Raw genomic sequence first — 16,046 nt, 5'->3', positions numbered from 1 at the left:
GTCGAGGTCCCTGGTCTTCGGGCACGGCACCGCGGTGGCGGGGCTGATCGCCGGTCACCGGCGCAGCAACGGAAAGGCCATGGGCATCGCCCCCGACGCGGAGGTCGTCGACGTCCGTGTCTACGACGCCGACGCCCCGGACCCGACCGCGGAGCCGCCCCAGGTGGGCGTGACCTGGGAGGCGGTGGCCGACGGCCTCGAGTGGGTGGCCCGCAACGCCCGGGCGCTGAACATCCGGGTCGCCAACATCTCGCTCGCGGTCCCGCCGAGCGAGGCGCTGGAGGCAGCGGTCGAGGCCGCCTGGAAGGCCGACGTGGTGGTGGTGGCCTCCTCCGGCAACCGGCCCCAGGAGGGTCAGCTCAACTACGACCGCTTCGCCGAGTACCGACCCGGCGAGGACGCCGCCGCCTTCGTGGCGCCGGCCGGTTACGACCACGTGGTCGCGGTCAACGCGACGGTCGCCGGGGCCGGCGACGTGGACCTGAGCGACTTCGTGCTCCAGAACAGCGCCACCGACGTCGCCGTCCCGACCGCCGGCGCGGTGTCGCTCGCGGCCAACGGGAGCACGTGCCTGGTCCCGGACGTGGCCACCTCGTGGGCCGCGGCCGAGGTGAGCGGGGTCGTCGCGCTGCTCCGGACCCGCTACCCCGACGACACCGCGCCCCAGGCCGTGGCCCGGTTGCTCGACACCGCCGACGGCACGGTCGACGACCCGACCCCGCTCCGGGGCGCCGGGGTCGTGCAGCCCGTCGAGGCGCTGACCCGCCCGCTGCACCCCGACGGCCACGGCGCCGTGCCGCGTGCCGAGCCGGCCCGGGGGAGCACCCCGCGGGCCACCGCGCCCGAGCCCGAGGCGGACGTGCTGGCCGGCACCCGCGAGAACGCCGTGTGGTGGGGCCTGCTCGGCGGCGGCGCCCTGCTCCTGGCCGTGCTGCTGCGACCGGTGCTGTCCCGCCGCCGCGACTGATCGGCCCGGGGTCAGGGTGCCGGGCGGGCCTCGTCGCCGATCGCGACGGTGCCGGGACGCACCACGGTGGCGAGCACGCCGAGACAGGCCTGGTTCAGGTCGGTGACCGTGCGCAGCAGGCCCCCGTCCGTCGGCAGCCCGGCCTGGGGCAGGTCGACCATCACGCACCGGGGCATCGGCTGGACGATCTCGACGACCAGCTCGTCCCCGAGCGCGATCCGGGTGCCGACCCAGCCGTCCTCGACCATCCCCTCCCCCTCGGTCTCGAGCACGAAGTTGGGCCGCAGCCGCCGTGGGTCGACGACGCGGCCGTGCGCCCGGGAGACGTGCCGCAGGCTCGCGGTGGTCACCAGGTGGAGGGGGCCGTCGTCGAAGTGCGAGACGTCCTCCTCCCGCGCCAGCGTCACCGGCCGCCCGACGTGTGCGGAGAGCGCGGCGTGCACCGCCTCGTCGTCACCCCGCACCCGGGTGCCGTCCGGGAACCCGATCACCGGCACGTCCCCGTCGTACGCCGCGGTCAGGTCCAGCAGCCCGTCCATCCGGCGGAACCGCCGGGTGGACTTGCCGCTGCCGAGCTTGCCGTCGAGGTCCCGGACCGACCACAGACGATCGCCCTCGACGCCGCGGGTGCCGACGTGGACGCCGGCGAGCGTCTCGCCGACGAGCGACTTGACCGGGTACCTCCGCAGCGTCGCGAGCCGGCCGAGAGGCGGGACCGCGGTGCTCACGACACGATCCTGACAGACCAGCCGTGTCGGGTCGGGACGCGCGCGCCGGCCGGCCCCGTCGTACGACGAAGGGCGCCGACCGGTGGTCGGCGCCCTTCGAGTGGCGGAGGATAGGGGATTCGAACCCCTGAGGGCTGTTAACCCAACCCGCTTTCCAAGCGAGCGCCATAGGCCACTAGGCGAATCCTCCGCGGAGGAGCGTACCGGTCGGCCCGCGGAGCAGTGAAATCCCCCAGCCCCGGCCCGTCTTTGGTGCCGGTCGGGGGCCTCCCCTACACTCATGGCCAACCCCCCGTGTGGCGGCATCTTGCCCAACTCCCCCAGGGCCGGAAGGCAGCAAGGGTAAGCGAGCTCTGTCGGGTGCGCGGGGGGCCTTTTGCTTCCCCGGGGCCGCGCGCTACCGGGTGTCGGCGGGGGTGGTTAGGGTTCTTGCGTGGAGTCACCCCTCGCGTTGTACCGCCGCTACCGGCCCGAGACATATCGGGAGGTCATCGGCCAGGACCATGTCACCGAGCCGCTGCGGGCGGCGCTGGCGAACAACCGGGTCAACCACGCCTACCTCTTCTCCGGCCCGCGCGGCTGCGGCAAGACCACCTCGGCCCGGATCCTGGCCCGGGCGCTGAACTGCGAGCAGGCCCCCGTCGCCGATCCGTGCGGTGAGTGCGACAGCTGCCGCGACCTGGCACGCGGGGGTCCGGGGTCCATCGACGTGATCGAGATCGACGCCGCCTCGCACGGTGGTGTCGACGACGCGCGGGACCTGCGCGAGAAGGCGTTCTTCGCGCCGGTGCGCAGCCGCTACAAGGTCTACATCATCGACGAGGCCCACATGGTCACCACGCAGGGCTTCAACGCCCTGCTGAAGCTCGTCGAGGAGCCGCCGCCGCACCTGCGGTTCATCTTCGCCACCACCGAGCCGGACAAGGTGCTGCCGACGATCCGCTCGCGCACCCACCACTACCCGTTCCGTCTGATCCCGCCGCGGCTGCTGTCGGCGTACCTCTCCGAGCTCTGCGAGAAGGAGCAGGTGCAGATCGAGCCCGCGGCGCTGCCGCTGGTGGTGCGCGCGGGCGCAGGATCGGCCCGCGACACGCTGTCGGTCCTCGACCAGCTGCTCGGCGGCGCCGGCCCCGAGGGGGTCACCCACGCGCTGGCGACCGGCCTGCTCGGCTACACCCCGGACACGCTGCTCGACGAGGTGGTCGACGCGTTCGCCGCGGGCGACGGCGCGGCCGTGTTCGGCGTGGTCGACAAGGTCATCGAGACCGGCCAGGACCCGCGCCGCTTCACCGAGGACCTGTTGCGCCGGCTGCGCGACCTCGTGATCGTCGACGCCGTCCCCGACGCGCCGGCCACCGGGCTCATCGACGTCTCCGAGGACCAGGGCGAGCGGCTGGTCGCCCAGGCGGCCCGCTTCGGCAGCGCCGAGCTCACCCGCGCCGCCGACCTGCTGGCCACCGGGCTCACCGAGATGCGCGGCGCGACCGCCCCGCGGCTGCTGCTCGAGCTCGTCTGTGCCCGGGTGCTGCTGCCCGGCGCCGACCACGCCACCGACGGGGTGCTCGCCCGCCTCGACCGGCTCGAGAAACGGATCGCGATCACCGGTACCCCCTCGCCCCAGGTCGCGGCGCCCGCGCCGTCCCTGCCGCCCGCCCAGGACCGTCCGGCCTCGGTCCACGTCACGAGCGACGTCGTCGCGCCGACCTCGACGCCGGTGGCCCGGCCCGAGCCGGCCCGCCACGAGCCTGCCCCTGTGGAGCCGGCCCGTCCGGAGGCCGCCCGACCCGAGCCGACCCCGGCGCCCGCGGAGACACCCGCAACTCAGGCGCCGCCGCCGGCCCCGCAGCCCGCCCAGGCGCCCGCGGCCCAGGCACCCGCGCCGGCCCAGGCCCCGGCCGCGTCGGCAGGCGGGCTCACGCTGGTCGACGTACGCCGCCTGTGGCCCGACATCGTCGATGCCACCAAGATGCGCCGCCGGCTCACCTGGATGCACCTCACGCAGAACTGCCAGGTGGTCGCGGTCGAGGGCAACGTGCTGACCCTCGGGTTCACCAACGCCGGAGCCCGGGACTCCTTCGACAAGGGCGGCAGCGCCGAGATCGTCCGCCAGGCCGCCATCGACGTCGTCGGTGCCGACTGGCGCATCGAGACGATCGTCGACCCCGGCGCGAAGGCCGATGCCCACGCCCCGCGCACGATCACCCCGAGCACGCCCGCCGAGCCGGCCGTCCCGGCCCCCGAGGCGCCCGCGGCACCTCCCGCGTGGGCCGCGGACCCACCGGAGGGGCCTCCGGAGCCGCCCCACGACCCGCCGCCCGACCCGGGGCCGGCTGCCGGGTCGGATGCCGGGTCGGGTGCTGGGCCGGGTGGTGCCCCCGAGGCGACCGCAGCGCCGGACCAGCCCGCGGCGCCGGGCCGCGAGAAGGCCGGACCCGACGCGATCGCCGCCGCGAAGGCCGCCATCCAGCAGACCCGGCAGGCCGGTGGCGCCGAGAACACCCGGGTCGACGACATGCGGGCCGCCGACGCCGACGCCCACCCCGACGACATCGACGCCGACAACCAGGGCCTCGCGGGGGCCGAGCTGCTCGCCCGGGAGCTCGGCGCCAGGGTGATCGAGGAGATCCGCAACCAGTGAGCAACCCAACCCGAGAGGTGACCGCACCATGACCCAGAACCCCTTCGACGCGCTCGGCGGAGCCGGCGGCCTCGACATGAACGCCCTGCTCCAGCAGGCCCAGCAGATGCAGGAGCAGCTCCAGAGCGCCCAGGCCCGGCTGAGCGAGACCGTCGTCGACGGCACCGTCGCGGGCGGCGCGGTCACGGTCCGGGTCAACGGCGTCGGCGAGCTCGTCGGCGTGGACATCAAGACCGGTGGCTTCGACGCCAACGACGCCGACGACCTCTCCGACCTCGGCGACATGATCGTGGCCGCCTACCGCGACGCGAAAGCCCAGGCCGACGCGGTCGCCAGCGAGACCCTCGGTCCGCTCGCCGGCGGTGGCGGCGGCGTGCCCGGCCAGCTCGGCTTCTAGGGCGACGAGGAAGCAACCCCGATGTACGAAGGCGTCGTCCAGGACCTCATCGACGAGCTCGGCCGGCTCCCCGGCGTCGGTCCCAAGAGCGCGCAGCGGATCGCGTTCCACCTGCTCCAGGCCGAGCCTGCCGACGTGCGCCGGCTCGCGGACGTCCTCATCGAGGTGAAGGCGAAGGTCAAGTTCTGCAGCGTCTGCTTCAACGTCTCCGAGGACGAGCAGTGCCGTATCTGCCGCGACCCCCGCCGTGACCCGGCCGTGCTGTGCGTCGTGGAGGAGTACAAGGACGTCGTCGCGATCGAGCGGACCCGCGAGTTCCGCGGCCGCTACCACGTGCTCGGCGGCGCGATCTCCCCGATCGACGGCATCGGACCGGACCAGCTGCGCATCCGCGAGCTGATGATGCGGCTGGCCGACGGCACCATCACCGAGGTCATCCTGGCCACCGACCCGAACCTCGAGGGGGAGGCCACCGCGACGTACCTCACCCGGATGCTCAAGCCGCTCGGGTTGCGCGTGACGCGTTTGGCGAGTGGACTGCCCGTAGGTGGTGACCTGGAGTACGCCGACGAGGTCACCCTCGGACGAGCATTCGCAGGGAGACGGAGCGCTGAATGACCGAGACCTCAAGGCTGGACGCCGAGACCGAGGACTTCGCCCAGCAGATCGCCGACCAGGTGGAGAGCTTCCTGATCGCGCTGCAGGCGATCGCGCGCGAGGCCGACGGCGGTCGCGCCATCTCGCTGCTGCTGCTGGAGATCAGCCAGGTGCTGCTGGCCGGCGCCCGGCTGGGCGCGCAGCGTGACTTCACGCCGCGCGCGGAGTACCAGCCCGACGTGGGCCCCGAGCCGGACCTCGACCAGATGCGGCTGCGCCTGGCGGCCATCCTCGACAGCGTCGACACCTACACGTTCGTCTTCGACCCCTACGTGCCCGAGGTGGTCGACGGCCAGCTCTCCGACGACCTGACCAGCATCGCCACCGACCTCGAGAACGGCCTGCGCCACTACCGCAGCGGCAACGTCGAGGAGGCCCTGTGGTGGTGGCAGTTCTCCTACGTCTCCTCGTGGGGGAACCTCGCGGGCGCCACCCTCAACGCGCTGCTCTCGGTCGTGGCCCACGACCGTCTCGACGCGGAGATCGAGGGCGAGGAGGAGCAGGTCGCCGCGGCCGACGAGATGCTCGACGCTGAGATGCTCGGCTCGGAGGGCTCGGCGCCCCGGTAGACTCACGAGCGGTCGCGGCGCAGCGCGGCGTGGTCCCGGTCGACGACCGGGACAGGCGGCCGGGAGATGCCAACCGACCCTCGAGGACTACCAGTGGGCATTGTCGTGCAGAAGTACGGCGGCTCGTCCGTCGCTGACGCGTCCGGGATCAAGCGAGTCGCGCAACGCATCGTCGCCACCCGCAAGGCCGGCCACGACGTCGTCGTGGTGGTCTCGGCGATGGGCGACACCACCGACGAGCTGCGGGACCTCGCCGAGCAGGTGACGCCGCTGCCGCCCCCGCGCGAGCTCGACATGCTGCTCACCGCGGGCGAGCGGATCTCGATGGCGCTGGTCGCCATGGCGATCGCGCAGCTCGGCCACAAGGCGCAGTCGTTCACCGGTTCCCAGGCCGGCGTCATCACCGACTCGGTGCACGGCAAGGCCAAGATCATCGACATCACGCCCGGCCGGATCGAGACCGCCATCAAGGACGGCGCGATCGCGATCGTGGCGGGGTTCCAGGGGGTCTCGCAGGACACCAAGGACGTCACCACGCTGGGCCGTGGAGCCTCCGACACCACGGCGGTCGCGCTCGCGGCCGCGCTCGGCGCCGAGGTCTGCGAGATCTACAGCGACGTCGACGGCGTCTTCACCGCAGACCCGCGGATCGTGCCCGCGGCCCGCAAGCTCGACCGGGTCTCCACCGAGGAGATGCTGGAGATGGCGGCGTCGGGCTCCAAGATCCTCCACCTGCGGTGCGTCGAGTACGCCCGCCGCTACGACATGCCGATCCACGTGCGGTCCTCCTTCAGCCAGAAGGAGGGCAGCTGGATCATCCCGGACAGCCAGGCAGGAGACGAAGACATGGAGCAGGCGATCATCGCCGGCGTCGCCCACGACCGGAGCGAGGCCAAGATCACCGTGGTGGGTGTGCCGGACAAGGTCGGCGAGGCCGCCCGGATCTTCGAGGCGCTCTCGGCGACCGAGGTCAACATCGACATGGTCGTGCAGAACGTCTCCGCGGCCGCCACCGGGCTCACCGACATCTCCTTCACGCTGCCGCGGGAGGACGGCCAGACCGCCATGGGTGCGCTCGCGCGGATCCAGGAGGAGGTCGGCTACGACAAGCTGCTGTACGACGACCAGATCGGCAAGGTCTCGCTGATCGGCGCCGGCATGCGCTCCCACCCGGGCATCACCGCGAAGTTCTTCGCGTCGCTGGCCTCGGCGGGGGTGAACATCGAGATGATCTCCACCTCCGAGATCCGGATCTCGGTCATCGTCGACGAGGCCCAGGTCGACGAGGCGGTCCGGGCGACCCACTCGGCGTTCGACCTCGACGCCGACGAGGTCGAGGCGGTCGTCTACGGGGGGACCGGCCGATGACGCGTCTGGGAGTGGTCGGCGCGACCGGCCAGGTCGGCGTCGCGATGAGACAGATCCTCGAGCAGCGTGGCTTCCCGCTCGAGGAGATCCGGTTCTTCGCCTCCGCGCGGTCGGCCGGCACCGTGCTGCCGTACGCCGGTCGCGAGGTCGTCGTCGAGGACGCCTCCACCGCGGACCCGAGTGGCCTCGACATCGCGCTGTTCTCCGCCGGGGCCACCACCTCGCGTGCGCTGGCGTCGAAGTTCGCGGACGCCGGCGTGACCGTGGTCGACAACTCCTCGGCGTTCCGGATGGATCCCGACGTCCCGCTGGTCGTCTCCGAGGTCAACCCGCAGGCGCTCGCCGAGGCCCGCAAGGGCATCATCGCCAACCCGAACTGCACCACGATGGCGGCGATGCCGGTCCTCAAGCCGCTGCACGACGAGGCCGGCCTGGTCCGCCTGATCGCCTCGACCTACCAGGCGGTCTCGGGCAGCGGCGTGGCCGGCGTCGACGAGCTCGCCACGCAGGTCAGCGCGGCGGGCGACAAGGCCCGCGAGCTGGCCTACGACGGCGACGCGGTGGCGTTCCCCGAGCCGGTGAAGTACGCCCGCACGATCGCCTACAACGTGCTGCCGATGGCCGGCTCGATCGTGGACGACGGGCTGGGCGAGACCGACGAGGAGCAGAAGCTCCGCAACGAGTCCCGCAAGATCCTCGGCATCCCGGACCTGCGGGTCTCGGGCATCTGCGTGCGGGTGCCGGTGTTCACGGGCCACTCGCTGGCGATCAACGCCGAGTTCGCGTCGGCGATGCCGGTGGAGCGCGCCCGCGAGCTCCTCGCCGGCGCCCCCGGCGTCGAGCTCTCGGACATCCCCACGCCGCTGCAGGCCGCCGGCCAGGACCCGTCGTACGTCGGGCGGATCCGGCAGGACGCTGGTGTCGACGGTGACCGGGGCCTGGCGCTGTTCATCTCCAACGACAACCTGCGCAAGGGCGCCGCGCTCAACACGGTCCAGATCGCGGAGCTCCTCGCCTCGCGCTGACCGGGCGCTCGGGGCACTCTCGCCCCGCGCCGTGGGCCCTCAGTGCTCCGCGGGGTCGATGAAGGTGGTCGTCACCCACTGGGACAGGGCGAAGGTGGCGACCGAGACGGCCGGGATGACGATGATCATCCACCAGCTGAACAGCACGTCGACCAGGAACAGCAGCGCCACCACCGCCAGCAGGCCGACGGCCAGGAAGCTGGTGGAGCCGGGGTCGGGGACGCCCCAGGCGCGCAGCAGCGCGGCGCCGAGCACCACCATCGCGACCATGATCGCGACCAGCAGGAAGAACCCGGGCCCGCCGCAGGAGGAGGTGCCGCGGACGACCTCGCAGAGGCGCTGCGAGGCCCAGGTCAGGCCCACCGTGATCACGCCGACCAGGATCCCCGTGATGACCGCCGCGGCCATCCCGCCGATGGTCGGCAGCGGTCGCCGGCGACGATCCCTGGCAGCCCGGGCAGGCTTCGCAGGCCTGGCAGGCTTCGCGGGCCTGGTGCGTGTCTCGGCCTCGGGCGCCGGCGGAGCGGCCGGCACGGGCGGGGGCGCCAGCGGGGCGGTGGGGGCCTCGTCGGCGTAGAGGGGTGGCGCCTGCTGGGCCGGAGGCTCGGGAGACGGGACCACCGGCTGCGGCTCGGGCTCGGGCTCGGCTGCCGCCGGGGCGGCGGGAGCCGCGGCGTCCGCGTCCCCGGAGCCGGACTTCGTGCGCTTCCTGCGCCCCAGACCGAACGAGGGCAGCTCCAGCGAGGGCCCGTCGTTGCTGCGATCCTCATCAGCCATGCGGGGCAGTGTGCCAGACCGTCCGCGGGCCCGCGCCGTCCCGCCGACAGATGGATCGAGCAGTGGCCACCGGAGACGAAGGAACCCCGATCCCCAGGGGGATCGGGGTTCCTTCGTTCCGCTGGTCGGGCTGACAGGATTTGAACCTGCGGCCTCCTCGTCCCGAACGAGGCGCGCTACCAAGCTGCGCCACAGCCCGATCGCGGGTCTGACCAACCGGTCCGGCCCGCGAGCACGGTGAGCATACCCGAGCCTCGCCGAGCGGCTCCAATCGGCCATCACCCGTGGACGTAAGGTGCGTTCTCAGCCCCGCGGCGTGAGCGTGACGAGGGTGGCCTCGGGGCGGCACGCGACCCGGAGCTGCACGTAGGGGCTCGTCCCCAGGCCGGCCGAGACGTGCAGCCAGGCCGACCCCGGATCACCGGGGCGCGAGTCCGCGGGGTGCCGGTGCAGGCCCCTGGCGCGGGCGGGCTCGAGGTCGCAGTTCGTGGTGAGCGCCCGCCCTCCGGGCAGGCACACCTGGCCCCCGTGGGTGTGGCCGGCGATGATCGCGTCGTACCCGTCCGCGGCGAACTGGTCCAGCACCCGCAGGTACGGCGCGTGCGCGACGGCGAGCCGCACGTCGGCGTCCGGGTCGGCCGGACCGGCGACCTCGTCGAGCCGGTCGTACTCCAGGTGCGGGTCGTCCACGCCCGCGAAGGCCAGGCGCGTCCCCCCGACCTTCAGCTGCTCGCGCGTGTTGGTCAGGTCGACCCAGCCCGCGTCGGTGAACACCCGGCCGAGGTCTCGCCACGGCAGCTGCGGGGTGTGGATGTTGCGCTGCCCGTCATCGGGCAGCAGGTAGCGCAGCGGGTTGCGGAGACTGGGCGAGTAGTAGTCGTTCGACCCGAAGACGAAGACCCCGGGTACGTCGAGCAGCGGGCCGAGCGAGTCGCGCACGACCGGGACGGAGTCCCGGTGCGCCAGGTTGTCGCCGGTGTTGACGACCAGGTCCGGTCGGAGGTCGGCCAGCCCGCGGAGCCACTCCTGCTTGCGGGTCTGACCGGGCGTCATGTGCACGTCGCTGAGGTGCAGCACGCGCAGCGGCCGGTGGCCCTGCGGCAGGATCGGCACGCCCACCCGGCGCAGCGTGTACTGGCGCGCCTCCCGGGCGGCGTACGCCGTCAGTCCGGCGCCGGCGAGCGTTCCCGCGCCCAGGAGGGCAGCCAACGAACGCCGGGCCTGCGTGGGGGGAGTCATGCGGCAAGGCTGCCACAATGGCGCACATGAGCACCCTCAAGGACCGCCTGCGCACCGATCTCACCACCGCCATGAAGGCTCGCGACGCGGTGCGCTCGTCGACGCTGCGGATGGTCCTGACGGCGATCACCAACGCTGAGGTCGCGGGCAAGGAGCAGCGCGAGCTGAGCGACGACGACGTCATCGGCGTCCTGTCCACCGAGTCCAAGAAGCGGCGCGAGGCCGCGGTCGCGTTCGAGGACGGCGGCCGCTCCGAGATGGCCGCCAAGGAGCGTGCCGAGGCCGAGGTCATCGCCGACTACCTGCCCCAGCAGCTGACCCCCGCGGAGATCGCCGGGATCGTCACCGCGGCCGTCGAGCAGACCGGTGCCGCCGGTGAGGGCATGAAGGGCATGGGTCGGGTCATGGGTGTGGTCCAGCCGCAGGTGAAGGGCCGCGCGGACGGGGCCGCCGTCGCCGCGGAGGTACGCCGCCAGCTCGGCTCCTGAGCACGCGCAACGACTGACCGGCCCCGGCCCCACCTGTGTGGGACCGGGGCCGGTCAGCGTGAGGCCCAGGGACCAGTGTCGTCCGCGGTCAGTGTTGGCCGCCGCCGTGGCCGCCGCCCGGCTTGCCGCCGCCACCGCCGCCGCCACCGCCACCGCCGCCGGGCTTGCCGCCACCGTGGTGCTGCGGCGGGACGTACACGTGGCCGGTGGACTGGTAGATCGTGATCGTGTCGCCGCTGCCTGACTGGCTGCCGGCGGCCGGTGAGGTGTACGCGACCGTGTCGAGCGGGTTGGGGGAGTCACGGTAGCCGCCGAGCACGGCGGTGAACCCGGCGTCCTGCAGGACCTGCTGCGCCTGCTCGACGCTCATCCCGCCGGTGTCGGGCACCGTGGTCAGCACGCCGGCGACGTCCTCCGCCGTCGGCTTCACGAAGTTCTCGTCCGGGAGCCACTGCTGGATGACCTTCATCGCGTCGCCCCACATCGGGCCGGCGGTGGTGGAGCCGTGCGCGGAGTCGACGTACGAGCCGTGCAGGGTCTGGCCGTTCAGCGTGATCCAGTGCCCCACGCTGTTGGCGCCGGCGATCATCGACGCGGTGGCGAGGTTGGGCGTGTAGCCGACGAACCACACCGCCATGTTGTTGTCGATGGTGCCGGTCTTGCCCGCCGAGGGCTGTGCGAGGGAGATGCCGGCGTCGTAGCCGAAGCCGCCGGGCTCCTGCACGCCCCTCAGGACGTCGTTGACGGCGTCGGCGACGGGGCCGGGCAGCACCTGCTGGCACTGGGAGGGGTACTCCTTGAGCGTGTTGCCGTTGGCGTCCTCGACCGCGGCCACCGGGCGGGCGTCGCAGTGCAGGCCGCGGCCGGCGAAGGTGGCGTACGCCTCGGCCATCTCCAGCGGGCTGGTGCTCGGCACGCCGAGGGTGAAGGACGGCACCCGCTCGTGGTCCGGGTCGTCGAGCTCGACCCCCATCTCCTTGGCCAGCCGGTAGGGCTCGCACAGGCCGGTGCGCTGCTCGAGCTGGGCGAAGAAGGTGTTCACCGAGAGCTGCGTGCCGGTGTAGAGGTTGAAGGTGCCGTCGTCGGTGGAGTTCTGCGGAGCCCACACCTGGGTGCTCGGGTAGTGCCCGTCGCAGTCGGGGAACGTGCTCATGTTCAGGAAGACCTGGTGCGGGGCGTTGATCTGGGTGCTCAGCGGGATGTTCTGCTTGATCGCGGCGGCCAGGACGAACGCCTTGAACGTCGAGCCTGCCTGGAAGCCGTTGGAGTGGCCGAGCTCCTGGGGGACGACGTAGTTCAGGTAGGTCTGGCCGCGGGCCTTGTCGGTGCCCATCGGCCGCGACTGGGCCAGCGCCTTCACGTCGCCGGTCCGCGGCTCGACCATGGCGAGCGCGCCGATCGCCTGGTCGGTGGGGTCGACGTGCGCGGCCACCGACTTGTCCGCGGCGGCCTGGTCACGCAGGTCGAGGGTGGTCCGGATGGTCAGGCCTCCGGAGTAGAGGAGCTTCCTGCGCGCCTCCGGCGTCTTGCCCAGTGCCGGGTCCCGCATCAGCGTGGCGATCGCGTAGTCGCAGAAGAAGGGTGCCCGCGAGTCCACGCAGCCGTTGCTCGACGCCACCGGGTGCAGGTGCAGCGGCTCCTTCTTGAGCTTGTCCGCCCGCGCGGGGTTGATGACGTTCAGCTCGGCCATCCGGTCCAGCACGGTGTCCCGGCGCTCGCGGGACCGATCCGGGAAGTTGGTGGGGTCGTAGCCGGTGGGGTTCTTCACCAGCCCGGCCAGCGTCGCCGACTCGAGCAGGTCGAGGTCCTTGGCGTTCTTGTTGAAGTAGTGCCGGGCGGCCGACTGGATGCCGTACGCGCCGTCGCCGAAGTAGGCGATGTTGAGGTAGCGCTCGAGGATCCAGTCCTTGGAGTAGTTCTGCTCGAAGGCGATGGCGTACCGCAGCTCGCGGAGCTTGCGGGCGTAGGTGTCGTCGGTCGCGGCCTCGCGCTCGGCCTTGGTGCGGGCCTGGCTCAGCAGGGTCAGCTTGACCATCTGCTGGGTGATCGACGAGCCACCCTGGGTGACGCCGCCGTTGGCCTGGTTGGTGACCAGGGCGCGCAGCGTGCCCTTCAGGTCCAGGGCGCCGTGCTGGTAGAAGCGGTAGTCCTCGATCGCGACGATGGCCTTGACCATGGTGCGCGAGATCTGGCTCAGCGGGACGGTGACCCGGTTCTCGTCGTACAGCGTCGCGACGGTGTCGCCGCGGCTGTCCACGATGGTGGTCTTCTGCGGCAGCGCCTCGGTCTTGAGCTCCTCCGGGAGGCTGTCCATCGTCCGGGCGACGTCGCGTGCGCCCAGGCCGACGACGCCCGCGAACGGGATCGCGAGACCGGCGACGACGACTCCCATGACGGCGGCGACGGCCACCATCACGCCGAGGTGCGACGCGATGCGGCGGGCCGTGAGCGGCTCGTCGGGCGGGGTGGGCCGAGGGCTGGGCATGCGCCCAATGTACGGGAGGGAGCGATCCCCAACCCATTCATGACCCAAATTGACTAGTCACTTCGGACTAGGACATTTGGGTAAAAGAGATCTGCCGCAGCGCGGCCGATGGCCTTAACTTTTCTACCCTGAGGGGACTTCCCGGGTAGGCGTCATGGGGACGCCGCCTATCTCGGACGATGTGGGGACATCACTATGTGGGTTGAGGACTGGACGTCTGCGGCAGCTTGTCGGCAGGCACAACCGGACCAGCTGTTCGTGCGCGGTGCGGAGCAGAACAAGGCCAAGCAGCTCTGCTCGGGCTGCCCGGTGCGGACCGAGTGCCTCGCCGAGGCCCTCGACAACCAGATCGAGTGGGGCGTCTGGGGCGGCATGACCGAGCGCGAGCGCCGGGCACTGCTGCGCCGCAAGCCGACCGCCTCGTGGCGGGCGGTCCTCGAGGCGGCCCGCGACCAGGGTGGCAACCCGGTGAAGGTCACCGCGACCGCCTGAGACGCGGCGCCGGCGTCACTCGACGGCGAGCAGCTCGCCCACCCGGCGCAGGCCGTCGAGGTCGTGCACGTCGCCGGCGAGCGCCGGGACCACCGCGGTCGGCACCTCCGGGTGCGCCGCGGCGAAGCGCTCACGCAGCCGCGCCTCCCGCTCGACCATCCGTGACTGGTCGGCGTGCAGCCGCAGCAGGCCCGCGGTGAGCGACTCCGGGTCCAGCTTGCGCAGGCGGGTCGCCGCGGCCATCGCCTCGTCGGCCGACAGCGTGCCCAGCGGCGCCGGGCTGGCCCGGTTGACGATCAGGCCGGCGAGGGGCATGTCGTCCTCGCTGAGCCGCTCCACGAAGTACGCCGCCTCGCGCAGCGCGTCCGGCTCCGGCGCGGCGACGACGAGGAACGCCGTACCGTCGGCCTGGAGCAGCTCGAAGGTCTTCTGGGCGCGCTGGCGGAATCCGCCGAACAGCGTGTCGAAGGCCGCCACGAAGGTCTGCATGTCGCGCAGCACCTGGGCCCCCAGGATCTTGGTCAGTGCGTTGGTGATCAGCCCGAACCCGGCCGACATCATCCGGGCCGGTCCCTTGGCCGGCGCGAGCAGCAGGCGGATGAACCGTCCGTCGAGGAAGCTGGAGAGCCGCTCGGGGGCGTCGAGGAAGTCCAGCGCCGACCGCGACGGCGGGGTGTCGACCACGATCAGGTCGTAGCCGCCGTCTCGCTGCGCGTCGTGGTGGATCTGGCCCAGCTTCTCCATCGCCATGTACTCCTGGGTGCCGGCGAAGGAGCTCGACAGGGCCACGTAGAACGGGTTCTCCAGGATCTGGCGGGCCTTCTCGGGGGTGGCCTGGCTCTCCACCACCTCGTCGAAGGTGCGCTTCATGTCCAGCATCATCGCGTCGAGCGAGCCGCCGGCGGCGGGGTCGACCCCGACGACCGGGCGCGGGGTGTTGTCGAGCGCCTCGATGCCCATCGACTGGGCCAGCCGGCGGGCCGGGTCGATGGTCAGCACCACCACGGTGCGTCCGCGCTCGGCGGCGCGCAGCGCGAGCGCGGCCGAGGTCGTGGTCTTGCCGACGCCCCCCGAGCCGCAGCACACGATGATCCCGGTGTGCGGGTCGTCCAGCAGCGCGTCGACGTCGAGGGCGGGCGCGGGGGCCTCGGCCAGCGGGCCCACCCGGGACCGGCTGCGTGCGTGAGTGCTCGCGGTGCTGCTCATGCCATCCCCTGTTCCCTGAGCACGGCGGCGAGCTCGTAGAGCCCGCCGAGGTCGACGCCGCCTGCCAGGCGGGGCAGCTCGTACGTCGGCACGTCCAGCTCGCCGACCAGCGCCCGCTGGTCGTCCTCGAGGGCGCGCCGCTCCGCGTGGTCGCGGGCCTCCTCGACCAGCCCGTCGACCAGGCCGTTGCCGTCCTCGACCCGGGCCTCCTTGAGGTCCGAGCGGATCGCCGCGCGGTCCAGCTCGTCCGCCCGCGCGGCCTCGAGGTCCGCAGCGTCGAGGTCGCGGGGCCGGACGAGGTTCACGACCACGCCGCCCACGGGAAGGTTGGCGCGGTGCAGCTCGGCGATGCCGTCGGCGGTCTCCTGGACCGGCATCTCCTCCAGCACCGTCGTCAGGTGCACCGCGGTGCGCGGCGAGCGGAACAGGGTCATCACCGTGTCGGCCTGGCTCTTGATGGGGCCCATCCGCGCCAGCCCGGCGAGCTCGTTGTTGACGTTGAGGAACTGGGCGATCCGGCCGGTGGGCGGGGCGTCGAGGACCACGGCGTCGTAGCGGATCGCCAACTTGTTGCGGCTGTTGCGCTGCACGGCCTCGAAGACCTTGCCGGTGAGCAGCACGTCGCGGACGCCCGGGGCGATCGTGGTCGCGAACTCGACCACGCCGAAGCGGTCCAGGGCCCGGCCGGCGCGGCCGAGCTTGTAGTACATCGAGAGGTACTCCAGCAGGGCCGACTCCGGGTCGATGTGGAGTGCGTGGACGTGCCCGGGGGACCCGTCGGGCCCGGGCAGCCCGGTGGCGATCCGGCGTTCCTCGTAGGGGAGCGGGTCGACGTCGAACATGCGGGCGATCCCCTGGCGCCCCTCGACCTCGCAGAGCAGGACGTTCCTGCCGTGGGAGGCCAGCGCGAGCGCCAGGGCCGCGGCGACGGTCGACTTGCCGGTGCCGCCCTTGCCGGTGACGACGTGGAGCCGGACCCGTGGCCAGTCGTGCTTCTGCTCGGACACGTA

15 protein-coding genes, 2 tRNA genes and 1 other RNA gene are annotated in these 16,046 nt (G+C 72.5%); 10 read left to right on the top strand and 8 right to left on the bottom strand.

Annotation, left to right across the window (positions count from 1 at the left end):
* Nucleotides 1-10 precede the first annotated feature (10 nt).
* Nucleotides 11-967, top strand: a complete 957-nt coding sequence (locus ABD268_RS04355; protein ID WP_344149180.1) for a S8 family serine peptidase — start codon at nucleotides 11-13, stop codon at nucleotides 965-967.
* A gap of 11 nt (nucleotides 968-978) precedes the next feature.
* Here ABD268_RS04355 and ABD268_RS04350 read toward each other — a convergent pair whose 3' ends face one another.
* Both ABD268_RS04350 and ABD268_RS04345 read right to left on the bottom strand, forming a co-directional pair.
* Entirely contained in the window at nucleotides 979-1,695 is a 717-nt protein-coding gene (locus ABD268_RS04350) for an MOSC domain-containing protein (protein WP_344148151.1), read from the bottom strand.
* Between the two features lie 101 nt (nucleotides 1,696-1,796).
* Nucleotides 1,797-1,885, bottom strand: a tRNA-Ser gene (locus ABD268_RS04345).
* A gap of 96 nt (nucleotides 1,886-1,981) precedes the next feature.
* On the opposite strand from ABD268_RS04345, the gene ffs reads away from it, so the two are divergent.
* The 7 genes from ffs to ABD268_RS04310 all read left to right on the top strand — a co-directional run bounded on the left by ffs (nucleotide 1,982) and on the right by ABD268_RS04310 (nucleotide 8,349).
* Nucleotides 1,982-2,072: signal recognition particle sRNA small type (ffs, locus tag ABD268_RS04340), an RNA gene on the top strand.
* 56 nt (nucleotides 2,073-2,128) lie between these two features.
* Complete coding sequence (locus tag ABD268_RS04335; protein WP_344148148.1) at nucleotides 2,129-4,333, top strand: DNA polymerase III subunit gamma and tau; 2,205 nt, start codon at nucleotides 2,129-2,131, stop codon at nucleotides 4,331-4,333.
* 28 nt (nucleotides 4,334-4,361) lie between these two features.
* On the top strand, nucleotides 4,362-4,730 hold the full coding sequence (locus tag ABD268_RS04330; RefSeq protein WP_344148145.1) for a YbaB/EbfC family nucleoid-associated protein: 369 nt from the start codon (nucleotides 4,362-4,364) through the stop codon (nucleotides 4,728-4,730).
* A 21-nt stretch (nucleotides 4,731-4,751) separates the two neighbouring features.
* Complete coding sequence (recR, locus tag ABD268_RS04325) at nucleotides 4,752-5,348, top strand: recombination mediator RecR (RefSeq protein ID WP_344148142.1); 597 nt, start codon at nucleotides 4,752-4,754, stop codon at nucleotides 5,346-5,348.
* A complete protein-coding gene (locus tag ABD268_RS04320) occupies nucleotides 5,345-5,956 on the top strand; it encodes a DUF5063 domain-containing protein (RefSeq protein ID WP_344148139.1) in 612 nt (203 codons plus the stop codon). Before recR ends, ABD268_RS04320 begins: the two co-directional genes overlap by 4 nt.
* A gap of 93 nt (nucleotides 5,957-6,049) precedes the next feature.
* Nucleotides 6,050-7,324 (top strand): aspartate kinase, encoded by a 1,275-nt coding sequence (locus ABD268_RS04315; protein ID WP_344148136.1) that lies wholly within the window; start codon nucleotides 6,050-6,052, stop codon nucleotides 7,322-7,324.
* Nucleotides 7,321-8,349, top strand: coding sequence for an aspartate-semialdehyde dehydrogenase (locus ABD268_RS04310; protein ID WP_344148133.1), 1,029 nt, complete (start codon nucleotides 7,321-7,323; stop codon nucleotides 8,347-8,349). Before ABD268_RS04315 ends, ABD268_RS04310 begins: the two co-directional genes overlap by 4 nt.
* Nucleotides 8,350-8,388: 39 nt before the next feature.
* Here ABD268_RS04310 and ABD268_RS04305 read toward each other — a convergent pair whose 3' ends face one another.
* The 3 genes from ABD268_RS04305 to ABD268_RS04295 all read right to left on the bottom strand — a co-directional run bounded on the left by ABD268_RS04305 (nucleotide 8,389) and on the right by ABD268_RS04295 (nucleotide 10,365).
* Nucleotides 8,389-9,126, bottom strand: a complete 738-nt coding sequence (locus ABD268_RS04305; protein ID WP_344148130.1) for a hypothetical protein — start codon at nucleotides 9,124-9,126, stop codon at nucleotides 8,389-8,391.
* Between the two features lie 122 nt (nucleotides 9,127-9,248).
* Nucleotides 9,249-9,325 (bottom strand) — tRNA-Pro (locus ABD268_RS04300).
* A 104-nt stretch (nucleotides 9,326-9,429) separates the two neighbouring features.
* A complete protein-coding gene (locus ABD268_RS04295) occupies nucleotides 9,430-10,365 on the bottom strand; it encodes a metallophosphoesterase (RefSeq protein ID WP_344148127.1) in 936 nt (311 codons plus the stop codon).
* A gap of 26 nt (nucleotides 10,366-10,391) precedes the next feature.
* Between ABD268_RS04295 and ABD268_RS04290 the strand changes: the two genes are divergently transcribed.
* Nucleotides 10,392-10,853, top strand: coding sequence for a GatB/YqeY domain-containing protein (locus ABD268_RS04290; RefSeq protein WP_344148124.1), 462 nt, complete (start codon nucleotides 10,392-10,394; stop codon nucleotides 10,851-10,853).
* Between the two features lie 88 nt (nucleotides 10,854-10,941).
* On the opposite strand, the gene ABD268_RS04285 is transcribed toward ABD268_RS04290, so the two are convergent.
* Nucleotides 10,942-13,338 (bottom strand): penicillin-binding protein, encoded by a 2,397-nt coding sequence (locus ABD268_RS04285; RefSeq protein ID WP_344148121.1) that lies wholly within the window; start codon nucleotides 13,336-13,338, stop codon nucleotides 10,942-10,944.
* Between the two features lie 195 nt (nucleotides 13,339-13,533).
* Here ABD268_RS04285 and ABD268_RS04280 point away from each other — a divergent pair, with 195 nt between their 5' ends.
* Entirely contained in the window at nucleotides 13,534-13,830 is a 297-nt protein-coding gene (locus tag ABD268_RS04280) for a WhiB family transcriptional regulator (RefSeq protein ID WP_344148118.1), read from the top strand.
* A gap of 15 nt (nucleotides 13,831-13,845) precedes the next feature.
* Here ABD268_RS04280 and bagB read toward each other — a convergent pair whose 3' ends face one another.
* Entirely contained in the window at nucleotides 13,846-15,036 is a 1,191-nt protein-coding gene (gene bagB, locus ABD268_RS04275; protein ID WP_344148115.1) for an ArsA family ATPase, read from the bottom strand.
* A complete protein-coding gene (bagA, locus tag ABD268_RS04270; RefSeq protein ID WP_344148112.1) occupies nucleotides 15,033-16,043 on the bottom strand; it encodes an ATPase BagA in 1,011 nt (336 codons plus the stop codon). The genes bagB and bagA overlap by 4 nt, the downstream gene beginning before the upstream one ends.
* Nucleotides 16,044-16,046 lie beyond the last annotated feature (3 nt).

The organism is Nocardioides koreensis, assembly GCF_039531775.1.
Lineage (GTDB): Bacteria > Actinomycetota > Actinomycetes > Propionibacteriales > Nocardioidaceae > Nocardioides > Nocardioides koreensis.
This window is presented reverse-complemented; position numbering and strand designations above follow the sequence as displayed.

Coding starts and splice junctions, on each gene's coding strand:
- bagB (WP_344148115.1), bottom strand. CDS start 15,036: ATGAGCAGCACCGCGAGCACTCACGCACGCAGCCGGTCCCGGGTGGGC.
- ABD268_RS04295 (WP_344148127.1), bottom strand. CDS start 10,365: ATGACTCCCCCCACGCAGGCCCGGCGTTCGTTGGCTGCCCTCCTGGGC.
- ABD268_RS04330 (WP_344148145.1), top strand. CDS start 4,362: ATGACCCAGAACCCCTTCGACGCGCTCGGCGGAGCCGGCGGCCTCGAC.
- ABD268_RS04290 (WP_344148124.1), top strand. CDS start 10,392: ATGAGCACCCTCAAGGACCGCCTGCGCACCGATCTCACCACCGCCATG.
- ABD268_RS04310 (WP_344148133.1), top strand. CDS start 7,321: ATGACGCGTCTGGGAGTGGTCGGCGCGACCGGCCAGGTCGGCGTCGCG.
- ABD268_RS04285 (WP_344148121.1), bottom strand. CDS start 13,338: ATGCCCAGCCCTCGGCCCACCCCGCCCGACGAGCCGCTCACGGCCCGC.
- ABD268_RS04320 (WP_344148139.1), top strand. CDS start 5,345: ATGACCGAGACCTCAAGGCTGGACGCCGAGACCGAGGACTTCGCCCAG.
- ABD268_RS04280 (WP_344148118.1), top strand. CDS start 13,534: ATGTGGGTTGAGGACTGGACGTCTGCGGCAGCTTGTCGGCAGGCACAA.
- ABD268_RS04305 (WP_344148130.1), bottom strand. CDS start 9,126: ATGGCTGATGAGGATCGCAGCAACGACGGGCCCTCGCTGGAGCTGCCC.
- recR (WP_344148142.1), top strand. CDS start 4,752: ATGTACGAAGGCGTCGTCCAGGACCTCATCGACGAGCTCGGCCGGCTC.